Origin of the sequence: Sphingomonas sp., assembly GCF_023266535.1 — a bacterium.
Lineage (GTDB): Bacteria > Pseudomonadota > Alphaproteobacteria > Sphingomonadales > Sphingomonadaceae > Sphingomicrobium.
This window is the reverse complement of record NZ_JAHFPY010000006.1, coordinates 1-26,533: the sequence shown is the minus strand read 5'-3', so window position 1 is coordinate 26,533 and position 26,533 is coordinate 1. Positions and strand designations below refer to the sequence as shown.

Genomic DNA, 26,533 nt, shown 5'->3' with positions numbered 1-26,533 from the left:
CCCCGGTTGAGGGGTCAAGGTCCACCACTAATGGTTAACGGTCAACAAACTATCCGTGAAATTTCAACCATTTGCGATAAACCGAGCCGCCCTGTGGCGGATTATTGGATGCGTGTGACCGTGACGCCCTCTTTCTGGAGGACGCTGACCACTGACTGGTCGCCGGCGAGGTGCCCGGCGCCGACCGCGACCAGTACCGTACCCGGCTTGTCGAGGCGGCCGCGGACCCAGCGCGCCCAATTGGCGTTGCGGCGAACCAGCAGGGCGTCCTTAAGCTCGGCCTCGTCGTCGAGATCGGCATTGAAGCTCTGGGCGATGCTTTTGACGTCGCCGCGCTTCCAGGCGCTGAGCATGCCGTCGAACTGACCCTTCAACTCCCCGGACTCCTCGATCACACCAAGCAGGAACTTGCGCTGGGCCTCTTCCGACAATTTGTCGAAGAAGCCGAGTTGCTCGGCATTGGTCTCCAACTGGTCGATCGGCTTGCCGCCGGCGGTAAATTGCTTCCTGAGCGTGGTTTCGACGCCCGAGCCCGGGTCGAGGCCGAGATCCTTGAACTGGACGCTGAGCAGCATGAAGCCGGCCGCCCAGGTTTCCATCTTGTCGAGCACGGCCGCGGGAATGCCCGATTTGGCGATGGCCGCTTCGAGCGCGGCTTTCTTGTCGGCGGGGACACGGGCCGAAAGCGGCGGAAGCCCGTCCGAGATGGCGAGCTTGAACAATTCGCTGATGGTCGCTTCGGGATGGGCTTCATCGACCAGGGTTTCGACCACCAGCGCGTCGGAGCCGGCGGCGGCCTTGTCGAACGCCGGGCTGCGCCACGACGTGCCCTTGGGCAACAGGTGGATGGTGCCGAACAGGTAGATGGTGGTGTCGCTGTCGGCGACCTTCCACATCGCCGGCGCGGCGTGTTTCGGTTCGCTGGCTGGGGTGGCGCCGGCGGTCGCGGCGATCGCAGTGAAAGCGGCCAGGTTGCGGCCGAAACGCTTCAACAGGCTCATCGTGTGTCCAAACTCCAGTCGTTTCCGGTGGCAAGGTAGGTATCGAGGCACGCCTCGTCCACTTGCCGATGCCGAATACATGCGCCAAAGCCCCCGAACTGTTTCTTAACGGGGCCGCACGAGCGTGAGCTTTAGGGACTGGATTCATAATCAGCGTGAGCCGCGACATGGCTCATGCCGGATGAAGGGCGAGGAGAAGCGCGAAGAGCGGTGTGGGACCACCGGTCAAGTGCTTCGACGAAGCCATTCGCCGGCAGCGCCATGCCTGAACGGTGGGACGCAAAAGCGCCTTGGCACGCTCGCTCCCTCGTCAGGTAGCTCATACTACCTGATTTCGGTCGCTCACTCCCAATCCGCTTTTTCGTCTCCATCACGGCCACGTTGGTTATGAATCCAGTCCCTTCTTTCCAGGACCTGATCCTGACCCTGCACCATTATTGGGCCGATCAGGGCTGCGTCATCCTGCAGCCCTATGACCTGGAAATGGGGGCGGGGACTTTCCACCCGGCGACGGTATTGCGCGCGCTGGGGCCTAACTCGTGGAAATGCGCCTATGTCCAACCGTGCCGTCGCCCGACCGATGGCCGCTACGGCGAGAACCCTAACCGGCTGGGCCATTATTACCAGTATCAGGTGATGCTGAAGCCGAGCCCGGAGAATTTGCAGCAGCTGTATCTCGGATCGCTCGATGCGATCGGCATCGATCCGCTGAAGCATGACATCCGCTTCGTCGAGGATGATTGGGAGAGCCCGACATTGGGCGCCTGGGGCCTGGGCTGGGAAGTGTGGTGCGACGGGATGGAAGTGACCCAGTTCACTTACTTCCAGCAGGTCGGCGGATTCGACTGCAAGCCGGTATCGGGCGAGCTGACCTACGGGCTCGAGCGGCTGGCGATGTACATCCAGGGCAAGGACAATGTGTTCGACCTCAAGTTCAACAAAGAGGGCGTGACCTACGGCGACGTGTTCCTGGAGAATGAGCGCGAAATGTCGAAATGGCATTTCGAGGTGGCCGACACCGATCGGCTGTTCGACCTGTTCAAGCAGGCCGCGGCGGAGAGCGAGAATAGCTTGAAGGCGGGAGTGCCGATCGCTGCCTATGAGCAGGCGATCAAGGCCAGCCATATCTTCAACACGCTGCAGGCGCGGGGCGTGATCTCGGTCGCCGAGCGGCAGGCCTATATCGGCCGCGTCCGCGACCTGGCCAAGGGTGCCTGCGCGGCGTGGATGGCACACATGAGGTATGAGGCATGAGCGCCGACTTCCTCCTGGAATTGCTGTCAGAAGAAATTCCGGCGCGGATGCAGGCCAAGGCGCGCAACGATTTGGCGCGGCTGTTTGCCGAAGCGCTGGAGGCCGCGGGGCTCAGCCATGACGGGATCACGACTTATTCGACGCCGCGGCGGCTGGCGCTGATCGCCAAGGGCCTTCCGCAAGCGACCGAGGCCGTTAGCGAGGAGCTGAAGGGTCCGCGCACCTCGGCCCCGCCGCAGGCGCTTGAGGGTTTCCTCCGCAAGACCGGCCTCAAGCAGGACCAGCTTGAGGATCGCGACGGCACCTGGTTCGCCAGGATCGATCGACCCGGTCGCGCGACGAGCGAGGTTCTGGCGGAAGCAGTCGCGGCCATCGTCCGCGAATTTCCATGGCCAAAATCAATGCGTTGGGGCTCGAAATCCAACAGCACATCGTCGCTGCGCTGGGTTCGCCCGCTGCACTCGATCGTCGCGCTGCTCGGCGAGGAGATTGTACCGGTCGCGATCGAGGGCGTCGCATGCGGCGCGACGACTGTGGGTCATCGATTCCATCATCCCGGGCCGATCACCATCGGCGGGGCACACGACTATGTCGAGAAGCTGCGCGCCTGCCATGTGATCGTCGACCAGGAAGAGCGCGAGGCGACGATCCGCGAGGGCGCGGCCGAGCTGGCCAAGAAGGCCGGGTTCGCGCTGGTCGAAGATGAAGGCCTGGTGGTCGAGAACGCTGGCCTGACCAGCCTGCCCGTTCCGCTGCTCGGCTCGTTCGACCCGGCCTATCTCGATGTGCCGGAAGAAGTGATCCAGCTCACCGCCCGCATCAACCAGAAATATTTCGTGATGCGCGACGGGAAGGGGAAGCTGGCCCCTAACTTCGTCTGCGTTGCCAACATCGACGCCAAAGACGGCGGCGAGGCGATCGTCGCCGGCAATGAGCGCGTGCTCGCTGCGCGGCTGGCCGATGCCCGCTTCTTCTGGGAGCAGGACCTCAAGGTCCCGCTCGAAGAGGAGGCGAAGAAGCTCGAAGGCATCGTCTTCCACGAGAAGCTTGGCACGGTTGCCGACAAGGTCGAGCGAGTGGCAAAGCTGGCCCGCTGGCTGGTCGAGGAAGGCATCGTCAAAGGCGCTGACCCGGACCAGGCCGAGCGTGCGGCGCGGTTGGCCAAGGCCGACCTCGTCACCGGCATGGTCGGCGAATTTCCCGAGCTGCAGGGCGTGATCGGCGGCTATCTTGCCCGCGCCCAGGGCGAGCCGGGCGCGGTCGCCGACGCCATCCGCGACCACTACAAGCCGGTCGGGCAGGGCGATGAGGTGCCGACCGCGCCGGTCACGGTTGCTGTGTGCCTGGCGGACAAGCTGGATACACTCGGAACCTTTTTCTTCATGAGAGAAGTGCCGACAGGATCAAGAGATCCATTTGCGCTTCGAAGAGCGGCATTGGCTGCCATCGGACTACTTCTTGAGAACGCTTTGCGGCTGCGGATCCTGTGCGCTGCAGACGTGACCGTCGATGCGTTCGAAATGGGATGGACCCAAGTTGCCAAAACGTCGGGTGGTTTTGCAAGAGGCCTGAAGAGCGACCCGGTTCTCGGCCAACACGATCAGCAGTCGTTCGATCTACTCAATTTCTTCGCCGACCGGCTCAAGGTCCAGCAGCGCGACGCCGGGGTTCGACACGACCTGATCGACGCGGTGTTTGCGCTGGGCGGCGAGGATGACCTGGTGCGGCTGCTGGCGCGAGTGAAGGCGCTGCAGGGCTTTGTCGAGAAGCCGGAGGGCGCCAATTTGCTGGCCGGCTACAAGCGAGCCGCGAATATCCTCAAGAAGGAAAAGTGGGACGCCGGAGCGGCTGGCGACGCCAATGTGCTGCTCGAGGAAGCAGCACTCAGGAACGCGCTCGACAATGCCGGGCCGCATGCCGCCGAGGCGGTGGAGAATGAGGATTTCACCGGCGCGATGACGGCGCTGGCGAGCCTTCGCGGGCCGATCGACGCCTTCTTCGACAAGGTGACGGTCAACGATACCGATGCGGCGGTGCGGGCGCGGCGGCTGAACCTGCTCGCCCGCTTCCGCGACGCGGTCCACGCCGTCGCGGATTTCAGCAAAATCGAGGGCTAAACGACCGGGTCTTCGGCCGGCACCTGGGTGATCTTGCGGTCCGCGATGGCGGCTTCGCGCAGCGAATCCTGCTTCCGCCATTCCTTCTCGCGCTCGGCGAGCCTGATCTCGAGCTGCTCGCGGCGCTCCTGCTCGCTGCGGAAGCGGTGCTTCCACTTGCGGCCGCCGCCGGAGAAGGTGAACCCGCCAATGAACAGGCCGAGCAGGAAGACCAGACCGAGGATGGCCCATTGGTCGGTGGTGAACTGGAGCATGTCGATCCCCTAAACCAAGGTTAGGGGCATAAACCGCTGGCAGCGACTTTCCGTTCCCGAAACGAGAACCGCCGCCGCTCCGGTCCGAAGCGACGGCGGTTTCCCCACCCCCGAGGGGAAGGCTTAGCTCTTCAGGAAGTTGTCGCTGATCGAGCAGGCCGCCGGACCCAGGATGACGATGAACAGCGTCGGCAGGATGAACAGGATCAGCGGAATGGTCATGATCGCCGGCAGGCGGGCCGCCTTTTCCTCGGCGCGCATCATGCGCTCGTTGCGGAATTCGGCCGACAGCACGCGCAGCGCCGAAGCCAGCGGCGTACCGTATTTCTCGGTCTGGATCATGGTCGTGACCACGCCGCGGACCGCTTCGAGATCGATGCGCATGGCGAGGTTTTCGAACGCTTGCCGCCGTTCATTGAGGAAACCCAGCTCGATCGCGGTCAAGCCGAACTCGTCGCCCAGTTCCGGATAGGCCTTGCCCAATTCCTTGGCGACGCGGTTGAAGGCGGCGTCGACGGTAAGGCCGGCCTCGGCGCAGATCACCAGCAGGTCGAGCGCGTCGGGCAGGCCCTTGCGGACCGCGTCGCTGCGCTTCTTGACCTTGTTGGTCAGCCACACGTCGGGCGCCTTGTAGCTGCCGACCAGGGTGCCGGCGACGAAGGCATATTTCTTGAACCACGACCAGGTCGGGAAGAAGTCGACCCAGTAGATCAGGATCACCGCGCCGATGCCGAGCACAACCGGCAGCACGAAGCGCGCGAAGATGATGAAGAAGGCCAGATCCTTGGTGCGGATACCGGCCTGCATCAGGCGGATCTGCGTCTTCTTGATCTGGTCGTCCTGCAGCATCTTGAAGCTGCTGAGGATGCCGCGCACGCGATCGGCGGCGACATTCTTGTTGGTCAGTTTCTTGCGCTTGTTGGTCGAGGCAACGATGCCGGCCTTGAGCTGCTCGCGGCGCTCGTTGAGCGCCTTCACCCGGCGCGCCATCGGGTCGCGCACGGTGGTCGCCGCATAGATTGCGGTGATGACCGCCATCGTCGCGACCGCACTGAGCAGGGTCGCAACCCAGATGACGTCGACGCCGAGGAGAGTTGGTCCGGAAGGAGCTGCCATCTTCTGTTTCCGCTAAATCTCGAAGCTGACCATTTTGGCCATGATGAACACGCCGATGCTCATCCAGCACAGCCCGCCAAGGCCGGCCACGATCAGGCGCTGGTCGACGAAGAAACCGGACATGTAATGGGGGTTGACCATGTACACGAGCGTGAAGACGATGAACGGCAGCGAGCCGACGATGTAGGCCGAAGCCTTGGACTCCGAGCTCATCGCGCGGATCTTGAGCTTCATCTGGCTGCGCTTGCGCAGCACGTCGGCCAGGTTCGACAATGTCTCGGCAAGGTTGCCGCCGGTCTCGCGCTGGATTGCCAGCGTGATGACGAAGAACTGGAATTCCGCGGTGCCGAGGCGGTCCGAGGTTTCCTGCAGCGCCGCTTCCATCGTGCGGCCGATCTTCATCTTGTCCGCGACAGCGCGGAACTCGACGCCGACCGGGCCGGTGATTTCGCCGGCGACGATCTGCAGCGTCTCGGTGATCGGCAAGCCCGAACGCAGGCCGCGAACCATCAGCTCGATCGCGTCAGGGAAGTTCGCATTGAACTGGTTGATGCGGCGCTTGATCAGGTACCCGATCACAAAGTGCGGGATGGCGACGCCGGCGAACAGGCCGACGAAGAAGGCGAAGATGAAGGGCATGCCCTTCAGCATCAGCAAGGCGGCGACGAACAGGACGATGCCGCCCGAGGCCATGGCATATTTGCCGAGGCTGATGTCCTTGCCGGTCTGTTCCAGACGGCGGCGCATCATTTCCGGTTTGGGGATCAAGGTCGACGCCCAGCTGTCGACCCGGCTGCTGCGGGCGGCGAACAGCTTGCGGATCTGCGCCTGGGCATTGGCGGCCAATGCGCCGCCTTCGCCGTGACGCTCCTTGATCAATTCCATGCGGCGCTTGAACGACTTGCGTGGGCTGGGCGAGCTCATCGCCTGATTGCCAAGCAGGAGCACAGCCAACACGCCGACCGCCACGATGATGATATAGATCATGATCCGTCCGTTCGTCCTGCTTGTCATCGCGGCCGGGGAGGGGAACCTCCCGCAGCCGAGGCACTAATTACGCGGCCTTGTCTTTCGGCTTGGCCAGCATCGACTTCAGATTGTCGACCAGCGACTTGCCGCCGGTCGCGACCTTGCTCTCGGCAGTCGCACCGTCATCGCTGGCATGGCTCAGGACCATGTTCGACAGCTGGGTAAACGGCGCGGACATCTTGCCGGAAGCGATTTCGGCCATCGGCTTGCCCAGCTTGGCGGCCTGCGCCGCGACCTTGCGGTCCTCCGGGAAGATGATGTCGACATCGCGCTCGATCGACTGCTCGAAATCCTTCTTGCTGATTTCGAGCGCGCCGCCCGACGGCACGCGGTTGGCCGCCACGATGACCTTGGTCTGCGGGGCGTTCGACTTGATCCAGGCGAGGACCCGGATCGTGTCGCGCGTTGCCGCCAGCGTCAGTTCGCTGACCACCACCGCGACATGGGCGTCATGCACCATATGCGGATACTGGATCAGCATCTGGCGCGGCAGGTCGAGCACGGTCGATTCAAACGCGTTCTTCATCTCCTCCTGGAGCTGGAAGAAAGCGGTGCCGTCGGTGACCAGCGGCTGGTGAAGCGGAGCTTCGGCCGACAGCACCGACAGGCGCTCGTTGGCGCGGATCATCGCGCGTTCGATGAACAGACCGTCGATGCGGCTCGGATTCTCGATCGCGTCGGTGAGGCCACGGCCCGGCTCGAGGTCGAGCGCCAGGGCGCCGGTGCCGAAGTGCACGTCAAGGTCGAGCAGCGCGGTCGAACGATGCGACTTCTCGCCCATCAGCCAGGCGAGGCTGGTGGCGATGGTCGAAGCGCCGACGCCGCCGCGAACGCCGATCACGGCGGTCAGGACGTGCGGCTTGTCGGCCTGGGCCTCACCGCGCGGACCCGACAGGATCGACTGGGCATGGGCGAAGGTATCGCGCAGCTGGTCGACCGTGAACGGCTTCAGCAGGTAATCGTGGATGCCGCTGGCGACGAGGTCGCGATACAGGCGGACGTCGTTGACCTGGCCGGCGGCGATCACCACCGTGCCCGGCTCGCACACCTCGGCAAGCGCGTTGATGTCGTTGAGCGGGTCAGCCGATTCCGACAAGTCGACGAACAGGATCGTCGGGCTGGCCGAGACGGACAGCGACTGGACCGCGTTGCGCAGCCCGCCCTTGTTGACCTTCTCCGGTGACCAGCCGTGCTCGACCGCGACCGGCCGCAGCATATCGGCCGTCGAATCGTCGCAAACGAAGGCGGTGAAGGGGTCACGCAGACCCGCACGCGCTTGGAACGGAGCGTTCATCACTATTTTTCCTTCTTCGTATTGATGTCCTTCAGACCCTGATCCCCGGTCGGCGTAGCCCTGCGGTAGGACTCAACGGCCTTGGTCGCGGTCAAAGTATCGCCGATGCCGCTGCCCTCGCGTCCTTGGACCAGGTCCTCCGGATTGGCGACCATCGCGGCCAGGTTGGCGTTCACCGAGCAGCCGAAATTCGACATGCTCTTGTTCTCGAGATTGGGTTGCGACCGCCCCGACCAGTTGGGGCAGCCGGGAACGCTGGCGGTAGTGCGGCTGACGACCACGCGGACCGTGCCCGGAGCAATGTCACCGGCGGTAACCGGCGCTCCGTTGCTGACCAGCATGCCGAAACGGCCGGCCACGCGGGCGACGTCGGACCTGGCGCCGTTGGCGTCGGGCCCATCGACATAGATGTTGTCGCCATAGCCAAGCTGCAGCGAGCGGAACCAGCCATCGAGGCGGCCGGCTTCCGACGAGGGAAGCGATCCACCCGGGGCGGTGAGGTCGAGCGCATAATCGGCGCGGCTGACGACCGGGACATTGACCGGTTCAACCCCGCGAAGGGCCGACGGGTTCTTGTCCTGGGCCGTGGCGAGGCATCCCGACAGGGCCGGAATGATGGCCAGGAGAACGAAATGACGGCGCATCGTCTGTTCCTTCCTTTGGGTGAGCCGGATCACAGCTTGAAGCCCGGGCTGACCGGAGCGGCGGTGGTCGCGGCGGCGCCGGACATGCCGGGAGCCGGAGAAGCGGCCGAAGCGGCCGGACCCGAGACACCCATGTAGCTTTGCCCTTCGAACACCTGCTGAGGCGTCGTCGGCGAACGATAGCCATTGGTCGGCGACGCCAGCTGGTTCGACACCGGCCGTACCAGGTACGGCGTGACGACGATCACCAGCTCGGTTTCCGCGCGGCGATACTTGGTCGAACGGAACAGCGCACCGAGGATCGGCAGGTCGCCTAGGAACGGCGCCTTGTCGACGTTATTGGTGTTGGCGTTGCGCAGTAGGCCGGCAATCATGAAGCTCTGGCCTGAGCCGAGCTCGACGGTCGTTTCGGCACGACGCGTGGTCAGCGCCGGAACGTCGAAGCCATTGAGGCGGATCGAACCTTCGTTCGACAGCTCGCTGACCTCCGGGCGGACGCGCATCGAGATGCGGCCGTCGGCGAGGACGATCGGCGTGAAGGACAGGCCGACGCCATACTGCTTATATTCGATGGTCACCGAGCCCAGCGCCTGCGAAATCGGCACCGGGAATTCGCCGCCGGCCAGGAAGCTGGCGGTTTCGCCCGACAAGGCCGTCAGGTTCGGCTCGGCGAGGATGGTGACCAATCCGTCATTCTCGGCCAGGTCGAGGGTCGACAGGATGTCGAGGCCAAGCAGCTTGCCGGCGAAGCCGAGCGAAGTGCCGCCAGGGATGACATTGAACGACTTCGGGATCGCGGCCGTGCTGCCGTCCGGCGACGCGGGCGAGCCGAACGTGCCGGGACTGCCCCGGCCGATGCCGAACTGGAAGCCGCCGGTGCCGTCGCGGGTCAACAGGTTGACGCCAATCTGCTTCACCAGGCTGCGGCTGACCTCGGCGATCCTCACCTTGAGTGTGACTTGCAACGGGGTTGCCGAACGGATCCGGCTGACGACCTGCGTGCCCGTCCCGACATAGGCCTGGGTCAGGCGCTGGGCCTCCTCGACATCAGCCGGCTGTGCGACCGTGCCGGTGAGCAGCACCAAATTGTTCATCGGCGTCGCCTGGATGTTCGATTCCGGCATCGCCATGCGCAGCATCTCGCCGACACTGGCGGCATTGGTGCCGACGCGAACGTTGGCGGCATAGACCACCCGGCCCGAGTGGTCGGTGGCATAGACCGTGGTCTCGCCCGAACTCTTGCCGAATATATAGAGCTGGGTCGACGAACGAACCTGCACATCGGCGATCGAGTCATTGGCAACGAACAGGTCGGTCATCGGCGCCGACAGGCGGACGAGAGTACCGGTGTTCTGCGACAGGGTCAGCGTCTCCGACGGCCGGGCGGTGCGCGATTGTGCGACTGCGGGCGTGGCGACGGCGAACGAGCCGAGGCTTAGGGCCATTGCGGCGAGGGCGGTGCCCAGGCGCGCACGGCGGCAGACGGAGAAATTGCTCATCTTACAGCGCTCCCATTGCGGAAGTGGCACTCTTGATGCGGCGACCAGCGCGAGCGGTGCTACCGGCAGACACCGGGACGACCGTAACACTGCCGCCGCGCATCACGCGGACCATCGGTCCGCTGGGCATTACCTGACTGGCAGAACCAGCCGACGAGCCTTGCGATTGCCCGTCTGACGACGACGACTTGGCCGGGATGGTGCGGCGCTGGAAGCGCGACACATCGCCGCCAGTAACAAAGGTCGTGTTGCTGTCGGCCGGGCGGTTGGCGACGGCCAGCAACATCTGGCGCTCTTCGGCCGGATTGGTGCCGGCCGGAACCTTGACCTCGCCCGAGGCGACAGCGCGCTCAAGCTCGGCGGTGTTGTCGGCGATCGAGCGCAGCGACAGGCTCAGCGAACCCAGCGACTGGGCAACGGCGATCTTCTCGGCAATGCGCGGAGTGGCTTCCACCGTTACGGTGGCGAAAGTCTTGACGACGGTCTTGCCTTCTTCGTCCTTGCTGTCGATCCGTTGGTCGGTGGCCAGCACGCGCAGGTTGCGAATGACGGTCTCCGATACCTTCAGCGGCGGACCATCGCCGCCGCCGGCGACATCCTGGGTCAGCACCATGTCAACCCGGTCGCCCGGGAAGACGAAGCCGGCGACGCCGGTGGTGGCGGATACCGGGACGGTGACCGCGCGCATGCCCGGGCCAAGCGCCGCGGCGAGGAAGCCGCGATCGTTCGGACCAACCAGCGTGCCCTTGGTCAGCGGCTGGCCGGCAGTGATCGGGTTACGGACGACCGTGCCGATCAGCTTCTGCATATCGGATTCTGGCGCGCCTTCTGTGTAGTAGGCGTTCTGGACCAGCTCCTTCGGCCATGCCTGGAAGGCCAGGCTTTCCGCATCGACGATCGTGCCGACGGGTAGCGCCTTGCGGGCGACCAGCACTTTCGGGCCGGCCGGGACCACGGGCGCGGCATTGGCCTGCTCGGCCCCTGCGCCTGCGAACATGTTCTTGGCCATGATCGCGGTAACCACCGCAATGACCAGCGCTCCGACGAGCAGCGCGACTTTTTTGACGTCCATGGCGAATACGCCTCCCCAGTAGGAGTCACTCAGTACCCGAGCGACAATCCGGCAAATTGGTTAAGAAAGCGTTGGGCTAGTAACCACAATGCGCCCGCCGCGATGGCGACCCCGTACGGAACCTCCGGACGGCCCTCTTTCCGGCGTGCGCGATGGATGCCGAGAACCACCAAGGTCAGCAGTCCGCCGACGATCGACATGATGACGATCAGCCTCAGCGTGTCGTAAGGCGTAAACCATAGCGCCAGCGCCCCGGCCAGCTTGACGTCGCCGCCGCCCATGACGTTGAGGTAGAAGGCGCCGGCGAAGAACAGGAACACTAGCACGGCTACTCCGACCTGCATGGCGGCGTTGGGCCACAGCGGCACGCCAGCCGCCCACCAATAGAGCGGAGCCATCAGGGCGATGGCCGCGTTCAGGTGGTCGGAGATGGTGTAGGTGCGGATGTCGAAGACCGCGATCCACACGAGGATCGCCGCCAGCACTCCAAGCAAGCCAAAGGTGAATCCGACATTCATCATGAAGCCCCTCTAGACGGCGCGCCTTTCCAAACCGTAACCAAGCCGACGAATGATTTGCGTGGATGTCCTGATCGTCGGCGGCGGCATCGCCGGAGCAAGCCTCGGCGCGCGGCTTTCCGGCGCCCAAAATGTGCTCATAATCGAGGCCGAAGACCTCTGCGGTCGTCACGCGACCGGCCGATCCGCCGCTTTCTGGCAGGCGAGCCTTGGCGGCGACACGCCCGAGCGCCAGCTGAGCCTCGCCTCCAAGCCGATGTTCGATGCCGACTGGCCGGGGAGCGACACGCCCTTGCTCCGCGCGCGCGGAGCAGTCCATCTCACCGCGCCCGGTATTGGTGAATATGAGGAATTGGGCGACCTGGCCGGCGAATATCGCCCGGTCCACCTCGGCCGTGACCAGATCGACCGACTGATCCCCGGCCTTCGCCAGCAATGGACCGGCGCTTGGTACGAGGCGAGCTGCGCCGACATTGAGGTCGCTGCCTTTCACAACGCCTGCCTCCGCGCGGTCCGGCGGCAGGGCGGCGACGTGCGCACCGACACCTCATTTCTTGGCGCCCGGCATAATGGCGATCGCTGGCAGGTCGACACCAGCAACGGGCCGATCGACGCGAAATTGCTGGTCAACGCCGCCGGCGCCTGGGGCGACGAGATCGCCAAACACGCCGGAGTGCGGCCATTGGGGCTTGAGCCGCTGCGGCGAACCGTGGTCCAGCTCAGGGTCGGACGCACCGGCCTCAAGGATGTGCCGTTCGTCACCGACAGCCATGACAGCTTTTATTTCAAGGGCGAGGGCGACAATAGCGTGTGGGTCTGCCCGCTCGATGAGACGCGGATGGAGCCATGCGACGCCGCCGCCGAGGAACTGGACGTCGCCACGGCGATCGACCGGTTCGAGCGGGCCGTCGACTGGCCGGTCGAGGCGGTCGAGCGCAAATGGGCGGGACTCAGAACCTTCGCCCCCGATCGCGGCATGAAGTTCGGCTTCGATTCCGAGTCACCGGCCTTCTTCTGGTGCGTCGGGCAGGGCGGCATGGGCATCCAGACGGCGCCGGCTGCGTCACTGCTATGCGCGAAGTTGATCAACGGAGATGAGCTTCCGGCGGAGCTTGCCGGGATCGATCCGGCCGATTTCGCGCCGCGATCCGTTCGCGTCTAGCGGCGGGCTTCGGCCTCGGCGCAGGCCAGCGCGTCGGCGCGCTCATTCTCGGGGTGGCCGGCGTGACCCTTGAGCCAGTGCCATTCGACGCGGTGCGGCGCAGCGGCATCGACCAGCGCCTGCCACAGCTCGGCGTTCTTGACCGGCTTCCTGTCGGCCGTCCGCCAGCCGTTGCGGCGCCAGCCGTGGATCCATCGGGTGATGCCGTCGCGGACATAATTGCTGTCAGTCCACAGCTGGACGCGGCACGGCTTTTTCAGTGCGTTCAGCGCCTCGATTGCCGCCATCAGCTCCATCCGATTGTTGGTGGTCGGCGCTTCGCCACCCGATAGTTCGCGCTCTTTGCCGTTCGAACGCAGGATCGCGCCCCAGCCGCCCGGGCCGGGGTTGCCCTTGCATGCGCCGTCGGTGAAGATTTCGACCTGGGGCAGCTCCGCCATCAAGCCACCAGCTCGCGCGGCAGCTTGAAGATCATCCGTTCCGGCTCATGCTCGCCGATTTCCTCGGTGACGTCGAACCGTTCGCCCAGCGCCTCGACCACTTCGCGGACCAGCACTTCGGGCGCCGATGCGCCGGCGGTGAGGCCAATGGTTTGCGGCGTGCCGAGCCAGTCCCAGTCGATGTCGGCGGCGCGCTGGATCAGGCGCGCGGGGGCACCGTTGCGCTCGGCCACTTCGGCGAGGCGGAGCGAATTGCTGCTGTTGGGCGCGCCGATCACCAGCACCCGATCGCACTTGGCGGCGATTTTCTTGACCGCCGCCTGGCGGTTGGAGGTGGCGTAACAAATGTCCTCGCTGCGCGGCGCCTGGATCGCCGGGAAGCGCGTCTGCAGCGCCTCGACGATCTGGGCCGTGTCATCGACCGACAGTGTCGTCTGGGTGAGGAAGGACAGGTTCTTCGTGTTGGCCGGCTCGATCAGCGTGACATCCTCGACCGATTCGATCAGGGTCATGGTGCCGGGAGGAACCTGGCCGAAGGTGCCGATGACCTCGGGGTGACCGGCATGACCAATGAACAGGATGTGGCGTCCGGCCTCGATCAGTCGCTCGGCCTGGCGGTGGACTTTGCTCACCAGCGGGCAGGTGGCGTCGAGATAATCGAGCCCGCGCGCCTGGGCTGCCTGTGGTACGACCTTGGGAACGCCATGCGCCGAGAAGACCACTGGCCGGCCATCCGGCACTTCGTCCAGTTCCTTGACGAACACCGCGCCGAGCCCGCGAAGCCGGTCGACCACGAAGCGGTTGTGGACGATCTCGTGCCGTACATAGACCGGCGGGCCGAACCGTTCGATCGCCAGCTCGACGATCTTGATGGCGCGGTCGACCCCGGCGCAAAATCCGCGCGGCGCCGCGATCAGCAGGTGCAGTTCAGGCTTGGGTAAGCTCATCGCGGGCGATGTAAGCGATTGCTTGCGCCCTTTCTAGGCGCTTCCTATGAACGTGCCCGCAGCTGACCCAAGCGTCGAAAAAAGGAATAAGCCATCGTGATGCGTCGCCTTACCGCCCTTGCCCTGGTTCTTCTGGCCACGGCCTGCTCTCGCGAGGGCCAGATCACGACAGGCGGCATCTACACGACCCGGTCGGTTTGCCCGCAGGTCGGCATTCCCGCCGCGACCGGTGACATTACCCTGTTCAGCCCGCCGAATCGGACCGATGCCGCGGCGCTCGACGTGTCGGCGGCGATCACCAATTTGCGCATCAGCTGCGACGACAGCGGTGCCAATGTCATCTCGACCGTGGCCTTTGACGTGGTGGCGACACGCCGCGACGCCGGGGAAGCCCGGACCGTGGTCCTGCCCTTCTTCTCGGTGGCGATGCGCGGCGGTACCGACGTGGTGGCCAAGAAGCTCGGCAGCGTCGGCCTCAATTTCGCGGCCGGCAGCATCCGCGCCCAGACCTCCAGCCAGGCGACCGTCCAGGTATCGCGCGCCGCGGCAACCCTTCCGGAGGACGTCCGCAAGGAGCTGACCAAGGAGCGCAAGTCGGATGATCCCGATGCGGCGGTCGATCCGCTGGCACGGCCCGAGATTCGCGACGCGGTGGCCCGCTCCACGTTCGAGCATCTGATCGGCTTTGAGCTCACCCAGGAACAGCTGCGCTACAACGCCACCCGTTAGTCCTCCCTGTGCCGCAGGCATGGGGAGGTGGCAGCCCGCAGGGCTGACGGAGGGGCCCCTCCACCACGTCGCTGCGCTTCGTGGTCCCCCTCCCCACTGCTTCGCAGCAAGGAGGAGCGTTGACTCCGGCGATTGGCCCCGCCACAGCGGAACCGTCATCCGTGGCGCAAGCTGCGGGCGGCGCGCACGGGAGAGTGTGACGAAAGTCGCCGCCGAAGGAGCAACCGCCCCCGGAATCTCTCAGGCACCGAGGACCGCGCGCGCCGGGACAGTCTGGAAAGTGTTCCGAGAGGAACCACCGAAGGGGCAAAGCTCTCAGGTCGCCGCGACAGAAGGGGGCTCGAATTTTTGAGCGCGTGGGTTGTCCCGCGCGACGGCTTTCGAGGGACCTGCGGCGTGAGCGAAACGACTGAAACATTGGACAGGCTGCCACTCGATGCATGGCATCGCGAACGTGGAGGCCGGATGGTGCCCTTCGCCGGCTATGAGATGCCGGTCCAGTATGAAGGCATCATGGCCGAGCATCTGTGGGTGCGGAGCCATGCCGGACTGTTCGACGTCAGCCACATGGGTCAGCTATTGTTTCACGGGGCGGACGTCGACCGGGCGCTCGAGGCGCTGCTGCCGGGTGACCTGATCGGGCTCAAGGACGGGCGGCTCCGTTATTCGATGCTGCTGGCCGAGGATGGCGGGATCATCGACGATTTGATGGCGACGCGCCGGGGAGAGCATTTCTACCTGGTCGTCAACGGCGCGACCAAGCATGGCGACATCGACCAGTTCGAGAAACGCCTGCCACGTACCATCGCCATGGACCATATGAAGGAACAAGCGCTGCTGGCCCTGCAGGGACCGGAAGCGGTGGCAGCGCTGGAAACGATCGTCCCCGGCGTCGAGGAGCTGAGTTTCATGCAGGCCGGGCTGTTCCGTTGGGACGGCAAGCCGCTGTGGATCAGCCGCTCGGGCTATACCGGCGAGGACGGGTTCGAGATTTCGGTCGCGGGGCGCGATGTCGAGGCGCTGGCCGATGCATTGACCGCCGACGAGCGGGTCAAGCCGATCGGGCTGGGCGCGCGCGATTCGCTGCGGCTCGAAGCGGGCCTGCCGCTCTACGGTCACGACCTCGACGATACGACCACGCCGGTCATGGCCGGACTGACCTTCGCCATCCAGAAGCGCCGCCGTTCGGAAGGGGGATTTGCCGGTTCGCTCCGGATCCTGGCCGAGCTGGAAAATGGCGCGGTCCAGTCGCGCGTCGGGCTGCTCGTCGAAGGGAAGCAGCCGGTCCGTGAAGGCGCGCTGATCCTCGACACCGAGGGTAACGAGATCGGGCGCATCACCAGCGGCGGCCATTCGCCCTCGCTCGGCCGGCCGATCGCCATGGGCTATGTCGCCTCCGCGCTGGCCGAGCCTGGCTCGACGCTGACGCTCGAACAGCGTGGCAAGCTGTTCCAGGCGACGGCCACACCGATGCCGTTCGTCACCCATCGCTATCACCGCAAACAGGGAGCAGTCGCATGAGTCTCTATTTCACCAAGGACCATGAATGGGTTCGCGTCTGGGGCGACGACGTCACCGTCGGGATTTCCGACCACGCCCAGGAAGCGCTCGGCGACATCGTCTTCGCCGAGGTTGGCGCGGTCGGGAAAACCCTGGCCAAGGGCGACGAGGCGGCGGTGGTTGAATCGGTCAAGGCAGCCTCGGACGTTTACGCGCCGATCGGCGGCCTGGTGATCGAAAGCAACAGCGCGATCGAAAGCGATCCTTCGCTGATCAACCGCGACCCCGAGGGCGAGGGCTGGTTCTTCAAGATGACTCAGGTCGATGCCGCCGAGCTCGAGGGATTGATGAGCGAGGCCGAATACCGCGAGTGGGTGAAGACGCTCTGAGCCCGGAATCAAACTTGGAAGGCGCCCCCGCCTCGACCTCGCAATGGGATGCGGCGGATTACGCCAAGATCGGCGGCTTCGTGCCGGCGCTGGGGCAGGCGGCGCTGGAGTTGCTCGATCCGCAGCCGGGCGAGCATATCCTCGACGTCGGCTGCGGCGACGGCACGCTGACCCTCAAGATCAAGCAAATGGGCGCCGATGTCGTCGGCATCGACAATAGCCTCTCGATGATCGGTGCGGCCCGGGCCAAGGGGCTCGACGCGCGGCTGATGGACGCCGCCCAGCTGAAGTTCGGCGAGGCGTTTGACGCGGCATTCTCCAATGCCACGCTGCACTGGGTACTCGACAAGGAGCGGGCAGCCCGCGCCATCTGGTTCGCGCTGAAGCCCGGCGGGCGGTTCGCCGGCGAGATGGGCGGCGACGGCAACCTGGCCAGGTTGCGCGAGGCGCTGGACGACGAGCTGGTTGCGCGGGGCTTCGGGCCGCCGACCTATGCAGCCAACTGGTACCCGAACGTCGACGACTTCACTGCCGTTTATGAGCAAGCCGGGTTCAAGGACATCGACGCCCGACTGATCGAGCGGCCGACCCCGCTCGAGCATGGCGTCGCCGCCTGGGTCGTCACCTTCCGCGCTGGCTGGCTCGACCGCGCCGGCGTGCCGACGCTCGAACGTATTTCAATCGCCGAAGCGGTCGCCGACCGTGTCGGTTCCGACATGGCCGACTATGTCCGCCTCCGCTTCATCATGAGGAAGCCCAACTGATGCGTTATTTGCCGCTGAGCGAGGCCGATCGCTGCGCCATGCTCGAAAAGGTCGGCGCCGGCTCGGTCGACGAGCTGTTCTGTGATGTACCCGAGGGGCTGTTGTTGAAGGAGCCGGTCGAAGGCCTGCCGCTGCATGCCAGCGAAATGGCGGTCGAGCGCGACCTAGCCGCAATGGCGCGCAAGAATATGGTTGCGGGCGAAGTGCCCTTCTTCCTCGGCTGCGGCGCCTACAAGCATCATGTCCCGGCCAGTGTCGACCACCTGATCCAGCGCGGCGAATTTCTGACGGCCTACACGCCCTACCAGCCGGAAATCGCGCAGGGCACGCTGCAGGTGCTGTTCGAGTTCCAGACCCAGGTCGCGCGGCTGCTCGGCTGCGAAGTCGCCAATGCTTCGATGTACGACGGGTCGACCGCCTGCTGGGAAGCGATCGGCATGGCGCGGCGCATCACCCGCAAGTCCAAGGCGATCATCTCGTCCGGCCTGCATCCGCATTATGTCAGCGTCTGCAAGACGATGGCCAAGTTCACCGGCGACACGCTGGAGACGGCGCTGCCGAGCCTCGATGCCGCGACCGATGCCGAGCGACTGATCGCCAGCATCGATGATCAGACGAGCTGCGTCGTCGTCCAATATCCGGACATCCTTGGACGGATCACCGACCTGACGCCAATCGCGGAAGCGGCGCAGGCCAAGGGCGCGCTGCTGATCGCGGTGGTGACCGAGCCGGTCGCGCTGGGCCTGATCAAGGCGCCGGGCGAGATGGGCGCCGACATCGTCGTCGGTGAGGGCCAGTCAATTGGCGTCGGCCTGCTGTTCGGCGGGCCTTATGTCGGCCTGTTCGCCACCCGCGAAAAATATGTCCGCCAGATGCCGGGCCGCCTGGCCGGCGAAACGGTCGATGCCGAGGGCAAGCGCGGGTTCGTGCTGACCCTGTCGACCCGCGAGCAGCATATCCGCCGTGAGAAAGCGACGTCTAACATCTGCACCAACTCGGGGCTGTGTGCGCTGGCATTCTCGATCCACATGACTTTGCTCGGCGAGAAGGGGCTGACCCAGCTAGCTAAGTTGAATCACGCGCGCGCGTGCGAGGTGGCAGAGCGATTGGCCGCGATCCCCGGCGTGAAGCTGGTCAATGACAGCTTCTTCAATGAATTCACGCTGGAGCTGCCGGTCGAGGCGCGGCCGGCGGTCCATGCGATGGTCGAGAAAGATGTGCTCGGCGGTGTGTCGCTCGGGCGGCTCTACCCGGGCATCGATAGCTTGAAGAATGGATTGGTCGTCGCGGTGACCGAAACCGCCAGCGACGAGGATATCGAAGCGCTGGAAGCGGCGCTGAAGGAGGTCTGCCAATGACCGCCGAAACCGAAACCGCGGCCAAGCCGGTGAACCCGTCGGGCTGGCGCCCGTCCGCGCCCAGCGCGGGCGAAGGTAGCGCCGCGCCGACCGTCACTGGCAACCGCGCCTTGATGCTCGAAGAGCCATTGCTGTTCGAGATCGGGTCGAGAAACCAGACCGGCGTCGACCTGGAACCGGCCAAGGCTGGAGCGTCACGGCTAGGCGGCCTGGAACGCAATGGCCTCGACCTGCCGGGCCTCAGCGAGCCGGAAGCCGTGCGACACTACACCCGCCTGTCGCGGCAGAATTATGCGATCGACCTCGGCCTGTTCCCGCTCGGGTCGTGCACGATGAAGCATAACCCGCGCCTCAACGAGAAGATGGCGCGCCTGCCGGGCTTCGCCGACATCCACCCGCTGCAGCCGCAGGAAACGGTGCAGGGTGCGCTGGAGGTGATCAACCGGCTCGCTTTCTGGCTGATTGAGCTGACCGGCATGCACGGCGTGGCGATGAGCCCCAAGGCCGGGGCGCACGGCGAACTGTGCGGCCTGCTGTGCATCCGCGCCGCATTGGAAGCGCGCGGTGATGCCCGTCAGGTCGTGCTCGTACCGGAAAGCGCCCACGGCACCAACCCGGCGACGGCGGCCTTTTGCGGCTATCGGGTAGAGAATATCCCGGCGACCAAGGCCGGGCGGGTCGATCTGGAGGCGCTCAAGGCCCGGCTGGGGCCCGACGTCGCGGCGGTGATGATCACCAATCCCAACACCTGCGGGCTGTTCGAGCCGCAGATGAAGGAGATCAGCGACGCAGTGCATGCGGCGGGTGCGTTCGTCTATTGCGACGGCGCCAATTTCAACGCCATCGTCGGCAAGGTGAAGCCCGGCGACCTCGGCGTCGACGCGATGCACATCAACTTGCACAAGACTTTTTCGACCCCGCACGGCGGTGGTGGACCGGGTTCCGGGCCGGTCGTGCTGTCGGAGGCGCTGGCGCCCTACGGGCCGTTGCCCTTTGCCGCGAAGTACCCCGATGGCAGCTACAAGCTGGTCGAGGAGGAGCATGCCGCCGACGAGCATCCCGACGCCTTCGGCCGGATGGTCGCCTTCCACGGCCAGATGGGGATGTTCACCCGCGCCCTGACCTATATTTTGAGCCACGGCGCCGACGGCCTCGCCCAGGTCGCCGGGGACAGCGTCCTCAACGCCAATTACATCCTGCGCAGCCTGGAGGATGTGCTCGACGCGCCGTTCGCCTTCTCCGGCCCGTGCATGCATGAGGCGATCTTCAGCGATAGGGGTTTCGCAGAGGGCTTTTCGACGATCGACGTGGCCAAGGCGCTGATCGACGAGGGTTTCCACCCGATGACCATGTATTTCCCGCTGGTCGTCCATGGCGCGATGCTGGTCGAGCCGACCGAAACTGAATCCAAGGCCAATCTCGACCAGTTCATCGCCGCGCTGCGCTCGATCGCCGAGCGGGCCAGGGCGGGCGACGAAAGCCTCAAGGCCGCGCCGGTGCACGCCCCGCGGCGGCGGCTCGACGAGACGCTGGCGGCGAGAAAGCCAGTGCTGAGTTACAATAATCCGGCTCCGGACGGCTCCTCGACCGGGCTTGGGGCGCATTTCGGCGGCGGCTGATGGCTGAACCCAGCTTCCCGCCTTACAATGTCGGCGACCTCGGCAAGGGCGTGAAGCGCCAGGCCCCGGCTGCCGGGCGCAATGTCGGGCCAATCGGCGACGTGCTGGCGGAATGGCTGCCGGCCAGCGGGCTGGTGCTCGAAATCGCCAGCGGCACGGGCGAGCACGCATTGGCCTTTGCCCGGCGCTTTCCGGAACTGGAATGGCAGCCAAGCGATCCGGATCCGCAGGCGCTGGCCTCGATCGCGGCATGGCAGGCGGAAGGACCGGCCAATTTACGGCCGCCGATCGCACTTGATGTGACCGGAGAATGGCCAATCGACCGGGCCGATGCGATCCTGTGCATCAACATGGTCCATATCAGCCCGTGGGCTTGCTCGCTTGGGTTGCTCGACGGCGCACAGCGGTTGTTGGGGAAACGCGCACTGCTCATTCTCTATGGCCCGTGGCTGGAAGCCGATGTCGAGCCGGCGCCCTCCAACCTGGCGTTCGATCTGGACCTCAAGGCGCGCAACTCCGAATGGGGCCTGCGGCTGGTCGAGACTTTCGCTACCGAAGCGGCGTTACGCGGCTTGGTCCTCATCGAGCGCCGGCCGATGCCGTCCAACAATCTCATGCTGCGGTTCGAAGCGCAGTAGCTCGGATTTTCGCCCGACGAATGCTGCGGTGCCGACCGCGAGCAGCCCGAATGCCCAGCCACCGAGCACGTCGCTGGGCCAATGCACCCCAAGATAGATGCGCGAAAGTCCGACAATGAACGCTAGCAGCAGGGCGCCCGCGACCCAGGGACCGCGACGGGCAGGTGGCGCCAGGATCAGCGCTGTCGCCAGATAGGCGGTCAGGCTGCCCGCAGCGTGACCGCTTGGGTAGGCAAGGCTCTGCAGCTGCCAGTCGAGTCCGAACGCCGGGCGCGGCCGGCCGATCCAGTCCTTGAGGCCCTCGACCAGTGAGCGCTCGATCAAGACGATCATGGCCAGCACCAATGCGCGCGCCGGGGCGCCGCGCAGCAGCAGCCATAACGAGGCGGCGGCCGTCACGCTCAGCGTAATATAGCCCCCGCCAAGCTCCGTAACCCTGCCAACGATTTGCGTTAGTTCCGGCTGGTGGGCGCGAACCTCGGCCATCTGCTGCATCAGCCTCACCTCGACCGCGCTGCCCGGGCCGCCGGAGATCGCCCCAAGCACAAACAGGGCGATGAGCAGGATGTTGAAGAGAGGCTTGGTCAGGATCGTCATTTCGGCCTGTGTTAAACGAAGTTTTACCGCTTCAGCTTAGCATTGCCTCCATGGATCAGAGCAACGCCAGCCAGAATCGCAAGAATCGGCGGTCAAATGTGCTGATGTCGGCCAGCCTCGAGTTGTCCGGCACCTCGGTACCGGTGAAGCTGCGTAACCTCAGCGCGGAGGGCGCGCTGGTGGAAGGCGACAAGCTGCCGATCGAAGGCGCTTCGCTGCTGTTTCGCAAGGGCGACCTCAGCATGGCGGGGACCGTTGCCTGGGTGAAAGGGCGCCAGGCGGGCGTCAATTTCGCCCAGAAGCTCAACCCGGACCAGCTGCTGCGCCATGTTCCGGCGCCGAAGGCACGGGTCACGCCGACCTTCCGCCGGCCGGGCCTCACGAAGTTCACCGACGAAGACAAGGGCTTCGGCGGTCAATGGCACTGGCGCTTTCCCGGCTCGACCGATTAATCCCTGATTTGAATATTTGTCTGGCTCAGCGCGAGGCGTACTGCGCCTGCCGCTGATCCTGAAGCCAGGACACCAGTTCGGCCAGCGGCAACAGCCGGTTGAAGCTGACCCCGATGAAGCCGCCCTCGACCCAGCAGGCCAGCCCCGGCTGCGGCTCAAGGCTCGGCAGCGTCAGGACGACGTCGCTGCCCCGCGCAATGATCGTTTCGCAGGCAATCTTCACACCGCCCTGTGAGACATCGCAGACGCGGACGCGCAGGACATTGGTGCCGTCGCGCAGCGTGGCGTAGGCTTGCGTCTCGATCCGCGGCATCCGTGGCCGCGGCGCGTCCATCGACGATGACAATATGTCGATCACGTCGATCGGCTGGTCGAAGGCGATCCCGGCATTTTGGTCGCGCGTCCAGCTGATCTTGCCGTTGACCGGCTGACCGCTCTTCAGCTCGACGGTGACCGGCGTACCCACGGCAATCGAGCAATAGAGCCGGATCATCATCCCGCCAGCCGAGATATTCTTGATCAGGCAGAGCTCGCGGCGGCCTTCGACCAGGATCGATCCGACGCGGTAGAGCGTCAGGTGGCGCTGGCCGTCACGGCGGTCGCTATCGGCGCCCGGCGGGGCGTCCGACAGGGAATAGAGCGTCGTTTCGACCGGTTGGGTTTCCACTTGGTCACTCCGCCGGCCGTTGCAGGGCCGGATTCATTGGCGTCTCCGGAGGTCACCATAAGATAGGTCCGGTTACCAATCGGTTGCGCTATGGTCCGAAGCGGCAGCATGTCGTTCGCAGACATGGTCGGCGCGCTCGTCGGTGCGATGCTTGCGGGGCCGTAACGCCAGGCGTACCATGGCGCGCAGGACCATAGCCGTGCTTTCGGCTCATGGAGCATCGCGCATGACAGTGACGCATTGGCTGGCCGCAGCCCTGATTGTTGGCGGCACCACCGCAGGGGCGGAACCCAGCCGGCAGCCAAACCGGATGGACGCGGAGGCTGTCCCCACCGAGATCGACAACAGCACGATCACCGACGAAATTCCAATGGGCAAGGACATTGGCGACCGGATGACGGTCAAGGTGTCGGTCAGCGGGCAAGGGCCATACCAGTTCCTGGTCGATACTGGCGCCGAGCGAACCATTATCTCGACGGAGTTGGCGCACCGTCTTCAGCTCGAGGACGGCAAGGGCGCCGTGCTGCACAGCGTGATTGGCGTCAACGATGTCGACACCGTGTTTATCCCTCACTTGCAGGTGAGCAACAACGTCATTTCCGTGGTCGATGCTCCGGCACTGGCGCAGTCCAATATTGGCGCGGACGGGATGCTCGGGATCGACAGCCTGCGCTCCCAGCGCGTGCTGTTCGACTTCAAGGCCCAGACCATGTCGATCACCCCTTCCAGTCGGCCGGTCGAACGATTGGACGGCCAGACCATCGTGGTCCGCGCCCGCGCCCGCAACGGCCGCCTGATCTTCACCCAGGCGCAGATCGACGGGCAGCGGGTGACGGTCATCGTCGATACGGGATCGCAGGTCACGATCGGCAATCTCGCACTGCAGCGTGCACTGATGAAGCGACGCCTGTGGACCGTTCCGAACGCGGTGACGATTGAATCGGTTACCGGAGAGAAGCTGAGCGCCAAGGTCGCGGAAATCGAGCGGCTGGAGCTGGGCGACGTGAGGATCGAGGATCTCGCCGTCGCCTTCGCCGACGCGCATATCTTCAAGCAGCTCAACCTGAAGGATGATCCGGCGCTGCTTCTCGGCATGAACGCGATGCGCGCGTTCGATCGAATCTCAATCGATTTCGCCTCGAAGAAGGTCCGGTTCGTGCTGCCCGGCACCAGCATGCGGACCAGTTACCGTTTGGCTGCTGCCGGAGCGAACTAGCCCCATCATTCACGTTTCCGGCAAAACTGCCCGGGTGAAAATGCCTCGCCCGGGCAGTTTTTTGCGCTGCCAGTAATCAGCCGCGTTCCGGCGGCGGCGCCTTGGCCTGGCCGTAAGATGTGTCCTAACCGCCACAGAATCCTAGGTTAATGACAATGAAGCCGGTTTGGTGTGCAAAGGCGGTTGAACAATGACAGGCAGCCTTGGTTAATATATGGCTGTGTAAGGAGCGGCCCATGCATCGGAACCTTTTGAAAGGCGCTGATTGATGGGTCGGCGAGGAGTATGCGGTACAGGTTCAGCCAATGCATCGCTTTGGTCACCGGCCAACATCGGGGAGTTGTCGTGATTTCGCAGACCTGCAGACTTGTCCTTCTCGCGGCCTTGCTTGGCTCAAGTCCGGCTGACGCGAAGAAGAAACCGCAGCCGGTGCCCGTGCCCGTGGTCGCACCGGTGGTCGTGCGAAATTTCACGCCGGTCGACCGCTTCTATTCGGCGCGCAAGGACGCGCTCCTATGGATGTCCGACCGCGAGGCGCAGACCGCGCTCATCCAATTGATGCGCGATGCGCCGGTCGACGGCTTCACCCGCGGGCCGGAGCTAGCGACCCAGATTGAGGCTGCGATCGCCACGGCACAGTTAGGCAGTTCGGCCGCCGCAGCCAGCGCCGACCGCCTCATGTCGCAGTCGCTGATCGACTATGTCCAGTCGCTCTACACACCAATTTCCGGCATGACCTATGGCGACAATTGGGTGCGCGTGAAGGTCCCAACCGGGGAATCGATCCTCGCCACCGCTGCCCGCGCCCCGTCGCTCGCGGCGCACATGAATGAGGTGTGGAATCTCAACCCGGTCTATGCGCAGCTCCGCAAAGCGGCCCTCGACGAGGCCAAGCTTCCGAATGGCGGTCAGTCCGCCCGACTGGCGATCAACCTATCACGCGCGCGGTTCAAACCGCCGTCGAGCAAGTTTGTGCTGGTCGACATCGCGTCCGCCCGGCTGTGGATGTACGAGAACGGCGTTCCCGTGGATTCGATGAAGGTGGTGGTCGGCAAGAACGAGGTCGACCCAAAGAGTGGCGCGAGCTTGCGAACTCCAATGCTTGCCGGTGTCATGTATTACACAATCTACAACCCATATTGGCACGTACCTGATCACCTGGTCCGCCTGAACATCGCACCGGCCGTGGCGAAGCTCGGTCCGAACGCGCTCAAGGGGAACAAATATGAAGTGGTCGACAGCTGGTCGGCCAATCCGGTCATTGTCGACCCGGCCACCATCGACTGGAAGGCGGTTGCCGCTGGCACGGCTCACGCCTTGCTTCGTCAGAAGCCAACTGGCGCGAATTCCATGGGCAAGATGAAGTTTCCCTTCGAGAACGGGCTCGGCATCTATCTCCACGACACGCCTCACAAGGAATATTTCAAGGAATCGGTACGGACGCTCAGCAATGGCTGCATCCGGCTGGAACGTGCCGCCGATTTCGGAAGCTGGATGATGGGACGGCCGGCAACTCCGGAAAGCACGTCAGCGGAGTTGACGGTTCCATTCCCGCAGGGTGTGCCGATTTACGTTACCTATCTGACGGCGCTGCCCGATACTGGTAAGATCGCCTACAACAAGGATGTCTATGGCTGGGACGCTCGGTCGACGATCCCAGCCCAGGCAGCGATGCAGGCCGCTGGCGCGGGGTCCTAAAGCAAATCTCGTTTCATTGAGCCTGGAATCTTCGGATGTCCCACGGACATCCGGATTTCAGGCTGGTGAGCCCTGCTGGATTCGAACCAGCGACCTACTGATTAAAAGTCAGTTGCTCTACCGACTGAGCTAAGGGCCCGTACCAGCCGAAAAGGGCCGTTAGCCGCTGCGCTTGCGCTTGCCAAGGCGCGACGCGAGGTGACGAGGGGTTATTCCGCCAATGACCCGCCAGCCAGGTGCGATGGCCGCCAGTGGCCCCACCACGAAGTCGCGCTGGGCCAGGCGGGGGTGGGGAATCGTCAGCTGGCGAGACCGGACCCGCGGCCCGTCCCAGGCGACCAGGTCGAGGTCGAGCACCCGCGGCCCCCAGCGCTTCCCGCCGCGGCGCCCAAACTGGCGCTCCATCGCCTTCAGGCCGGACAGCATTGCTTCGGGCTGGAGTGCGCTTTCAACCAGCGCGACCGCGTTGGCGAAGTCGCGTCCCGCGCCGCCAACCGCTTTGTTGAGGATGATTGGCGAGGCGTCGAACAGGTCATATTCGGCATCGAGCATGGCAATC

At 64.7% G+C, this 26,533-nt stretch carries 27 protein-coding genes, 1 tRNA gene and 1 riboswitch; of the genes, 13 read left to right on the top strand and 15 right to left on the bottom strand.

Annotated features, from left to right (window positions below; translation table 11 throughout):
• Window positions 1-101: 101 nt before the first annotated feature.
• Window positions 102-1,001, bottom strand: a complete 900-nt coding sequence (locus Q0C64_RS01540; RefSeq protein WP_294120331.1) for a TraB/GumN family protein — start codon at window positions 999-1,001, stop codon at window positions 102-104.
• Window positions 1,002-1,382: 381 nt separating this feature from the next.
• Here Q0C64_RS01540 and Q0C64_RS01535 point away from each other — a divergent pair, with 381 nt between their 5' ends.
• Window positions 1,383-2,255, top strand: a complete 873-nt coding sequence (locus Q0C64_RS01535) for a glycine--tRNA ligase subunit alpha (protein ID WP_294120330.1) — start codon at window positions 1,383-1,385, stop codon at window positions 2,253-2,255.
• On the top strand, window positions 2,252-4,372 hold the full coding sequence (glyS, locus tag Q0C64_RS01530; protein ID WP_294120329.1) for a glycine--tRNA ligase subunit beta: 2,121 nt from the start codon (window positions 2,252-2,254) through the stop codon (window positions 4,370-4,372). The genes Q0C64_RS01535 and glyS overlap by 4 nt, the downstream gene beginning before the upstream one ends.
• On the opposite strand, the gene Q0C64_RS01525 is transcribed toward glyS, so the two are convergent.
• The 8 genes from Q0C64_RS01525 to Q0C64_RS01490 form a co-directional block, all read right to left on the bottom strand.
• Complete coding sequence (locus tag Q0C64_RS01525; protein WP_294120327.1) at window positions 4,369-4,626, bottom strand: hypothetical protein; 258 nt, start codon at window positions 4,624-4,626, stop codon at window positions 4,369-4,371. The two genes, glyS and Q0C64_RS01525, sit on opposite strands and share 4 nt — an antisense overlap.
• A 123-nt stretch (window positions 4,627-4,749) precedes the next feature.
• The gene (locus tag Q0C64_RS01520; RefSeq protein WP_294120325.1) at window positions 4,750-5,742 is read right to left on the bottom strand and encodes a type II secretion system F family protein; all 993 of its coding nucleotides are present in this window, start codon (window positions 5,740-5,742) and stop codon (window positions 4,750-4,752) included.
• A 12-nt stretch (window positions 5,743-5,754) separates the two neighbouring features.
• Window positions 5,755-6,729, bottom strand: a complete 975-nt coding sequence (locus Q0C64_RS01515) for a type II secretion system F family protein (protein WP_294120323.1) — start codon at window positions 6,727-6,729, stop codon at window positions 5,755-5,757.
• Window positions 6,730-6,796: 67 nt separating this feature from the next.
• A complete protein-coding gene (locus Q0C64_RS01510; protein WP_294120321.1) occupies window positions 6,797-8,065 on the bottom strand; it encodes a pilus assembly protein CpaE in 1,269 nt (422 codons plus the stop codon).
• 2 nt (window positions 8,066-8,067) lie between these two features.
• Window positions 8,068-8,709, bottom strand: a complete 642-nt coding sequence (locus Q0C64_RS01505) for a CpaD family pilus assembly protein (RefSeq protein ID WP_294120319.1) — start codon at window positions 8,707-8,709, stop codon at window positions 8,068-8,070.
• Window positions 8,710-8,738: 29 nt separating this feature from the next.
• Window positions 8,739-10,208 (bottom strand): type II and III secretion system protein family protein, encoded by a 1,470-nt coding sequence (locus tag Q0C64_RS01500; protein WP_294120317.1) that lies wholly within the window; start codon window positions 10,206-10,208, stop codon window positions 8,739-8,741.
• A 1-nt stretch (window position 10,209) separates the two neighbouring features.
• Complete coding sequence (cpaB, locus tag Q0C64_RS01495) at window positions 10,210-11,280, bottom strand: Flp pilus assembly protein CpaB (protein WP_294120316.1); 1,071 nt, start codon at window positions 11,278-11,280, stop codon at window positions 10,210-10,212.
• Between the two features lie 29 nt (window positions 11,281-11,309).
• The gene (locus Q0C64_RS01490; RefSeq protein ID WP_294120315.1) at window positions 11,310-11,801 is read right to left on the bottom strand and encodes a prepilin peptidase; all 492 of its coding nucleotides are present in this window, start codon (window positions 11,799-11,801) and stop codon (window positions 11,310-11,312) included.
• Window positions 11,802-11,850: 49 nt separating this feature from the next.
• Here Q0C64_RS01490 and Q0C64_RS01485 point away from each other — a divergent pair, with 49 nt between their 5' ends.
• Complete coding sequence (locus Q0C64_RS01485) at window positions 11,851-12,960, top strand: FAD-binding oxidoreductase (protein ID WP_294120314.1); 1,110 nt, start codon at window positions 11,851-11,853, stop codon at window positions 12,958-12,960.
• On the opposite strand, the gene rnhA is transcribed toward Q0C64_RS01485, so the two are convergent.
• Window positions 12,957-13,400 (bottom strand): ribonuclease HI, encoded by a 444-nt coding sequence (gene rnhA / locus Q0C64_RS01480; protein WP_294120313.1) that lies wholly within the window; start codon window positions 13,398-13,400, stop codon window positions 12,957-12,959. The genes Q0C64_RS01485 and rnhA overlap by 4 nt on opposite strands.
• Window positions 13,400-14,347, bottom strand: a complete 948-nt coding sequence (gene ispH / locus Q0C64_RS01475; protein ID WP_294120312.1) for a 4-hydroxy-3-methylbut-2-enyl diphosphate reductase — start codon at window positions 14,345-14,347, stop codon at window positions 13,400-13,402. The genes rnhA and ispH overlap by 1 nt, the downstream gene beginning before the upstream one ends.
• Window positions 14,348-14,446: 99 nt before the next feature.
• On the opposite strand from ispH, the gene Q0C64_RS01470 reads away from it, so the two are divergent.
• The 7 genes from Q0C64_RS01470 (at window position 14,447) to Q0C64_RS01440 (ending at window position 21,344) form a co-directional block, all read left to right on the top strand.
• The gene (locus Q0C64_RS01470; RefSeq protein ID WP_294120370.1) at window positions 14,447-15,076 is read left to right on the top strand and encodes a hypothetical protein; all 630 of its coding nucleotides are present in this window, start codon (window positions 14,447-14,449) and stop codon (window positions 15,074-15,076) included.
• A gap of 177 nt (window positions 15,077-15,253) precedes the next feature.
• Window positions 15,254-15,343, top strand: a riboswitch (glycine riboswitch).
• A gap of 129 nt (window positions 15,344-15,472) precedes the next feature.
• The gene (gene gcvT / locus Q0C64_RS01465; RefSeq protein WP_294120310.1) at window positions 15,473-16,597 is read left to right on the top strand and encodes a glycine cleavage system aminomethyltransferase GcvT; all 1,125 of its coding nucleotides are present in this window, start codon (window positions 15,473-15,475) and stop codon (window positions 16,595-16,597) included.
• Window positions 16,594-16,965, top strand: a complete 372-nt coding sequence (gcvH, locus tag Q0C64_RS01460) for a glycine cleavage system protein GcvH (RefSeq protein WP_294120309.1) — start codon at window positions 16,594-16,596, stop codon at window positions 16,963-16,965. The genes gcvT and gcvH overlap by 4 nt, the downstream gene beginning before the upstream one ends.
• Window positions 16,966-16,979: 14 nt before the next feature.
• On the top strand, window positions 16,980-17,729 hold the full coding sequence (locus tag Q0C64_RS01455; protein WP_294120308.1) for a class I SAM-dependent methyltransferase: 750 nt from the start codon (window positions 16,980-16,982) through the stop codon (window positions 17,727-17,729).
• Window positions 17,729-19,087, top strand: a complete 1,359-nt coding sequence (gene gcvPA / locus Q0C64_RS01450; RefSeq protein WP_294120307.1) for an aminomethyl-transferring glycine dehydrogenase subunit GcvPA — start codon at window positions 17,729-17,731, stop codon at window positions 19,085-19,087. The genes Q0C64_RS01455 and gcvPA overlap by 1 nt, the downstream gene beginning before the upstream one ends.
• Window positions 19,084-20,706, top strand: a complete 1,623-nt coding sequence (gene gcvPB, locus Q0C64_RS01445; protein WP_294120306.1) for an aminomethyl-transferring glycine dehydrogenase subunit GcvPB — start codon at window positions 19,084-19,086, stop codon at window positions 20,704-20,706. Before gcvPA ends, gcvPB begins: the two co-directional genes overlap by 4 nt.
• Window positions 20,706-21,344 (top strand): DUF938 domain-containing protein, encoded by a 639-nt coding sequence (locus Q0C64_RS01440; RefSeq protein ID WP_294120304.1) that lies wholly within the window; start codon window positions 20,706-20,708, stop codon window positions 21,342-21,344. The genes gcvPB and Q0C64_RS01440 overlap by 1 nt, the downstream gene beginning before the upstream one ends.
• Here the strand turns inward: Q0C64_RS01440 and Q0C64_RS01435 are convergent.
• The gene (locus Q0C64_RS01435; protein ID WP_294120302.1) at window positions 21,270-21,941 is read right to left on the bottom strand and encodes a phosphatase PAP2 family protein; all 672 of its coding nucleotides are present in this window, start codon (window positions 21,939-21,941) and stop codon (window positions 21,270-21,272) included. The two genes, Q0C64_RS01440 and Q0C64_RS01435, sit on opposite strands and share 75 nt — an antisense overlap.
• Before the next feature lie 50 nt (window positions 21,942-21,991).
• Between Q0C64_RS01435 and Q0C64_RS01430 the strand changes: the two genes are divergently transcribed.
• Window positions 21,992-22,393, top strand: coding sequence for a PilZ domain-containing protein (locus Q0C64_RS01430; protein ID WP_294120300.1), 402 nt, complete (start codon window positions 21,992-21,994; stop codon window positions 22,391-22,393).
• Window positions 22,394-22,418: 25 nt separating this feature from the next.
• On the opposite strand, the gene Q0C64_RS01425 is transcribed toward Q0C64_RS01430, so the two are convergent.
• The gene (locus tag Q0C64_RS01425) at window positions 22,419-23,060 is read right to left on the bottom strand and encodes a PilZ domain-containing protein (protein WP_294120298.1); all 642 of its coding nucleotides are present in this window, start codon (window positions 23,058-23,060) and stop codon (window positions 22,419-22,421) included.
• Between the two features lie 226 nt (window positions 23,061-23,286).
• On the opposite strand from Q0C64_RS01425, the gene Q0C64_RS01420 reads away from it, so the two are divergent.
• Together Q0C64_RS01420 and Q0C64_RS01415 are read left to right on the top strand one after the other, a co-directional pair.
• Window positions 23,287-24,276: an aspartyl protease family protein gene (locus Q0C64_RS01420; protein ID WP_294120297.1), complete on the top strand. Its 990-nt coding sequence runs from the start codon at window positions 23,287-23,289 to the stop codon at window positions 24,274-24,276.
• 384 nt (window positions 24,277-24,660) lie between these two features.
• Window positions 24,661-25,974, top strand: coding sequence for a L,D-transpeptidase family protein (locus Q0C64_RS01415; protein ID WP_294120295.1), 1,314 nt, complete (start codon window positions 24,661-24,663; stop codon window positions 25,972-25,974).
• Between the two features lie 63 nt (window positions 25,975-26,037).
• Here the strand turns inward: Q0C64_RS01415 and Q0C64_RS01410 are convergent.
• Both Q0C64_RS01410 and folK read right to left on the bottom strand, forming a co-directional pair.
• Window positions 26,038-26,113 (bottom strand) — tRNA-Lys (locus Q0C64_RS01410).
• Window positions 26,114-26,133: 20 nt separating this feature from the next.
• Window positions 26,134-26,533: 2-amino-4-hydroxy-6-hydroxymethyldihydropteridine diphosphokinase (gene folK / locus Q0C64_RS01405; protein ID WP_366004087.1), on the bottom strand; the 400-nt coding region annotated here is incomplete at its 5' end.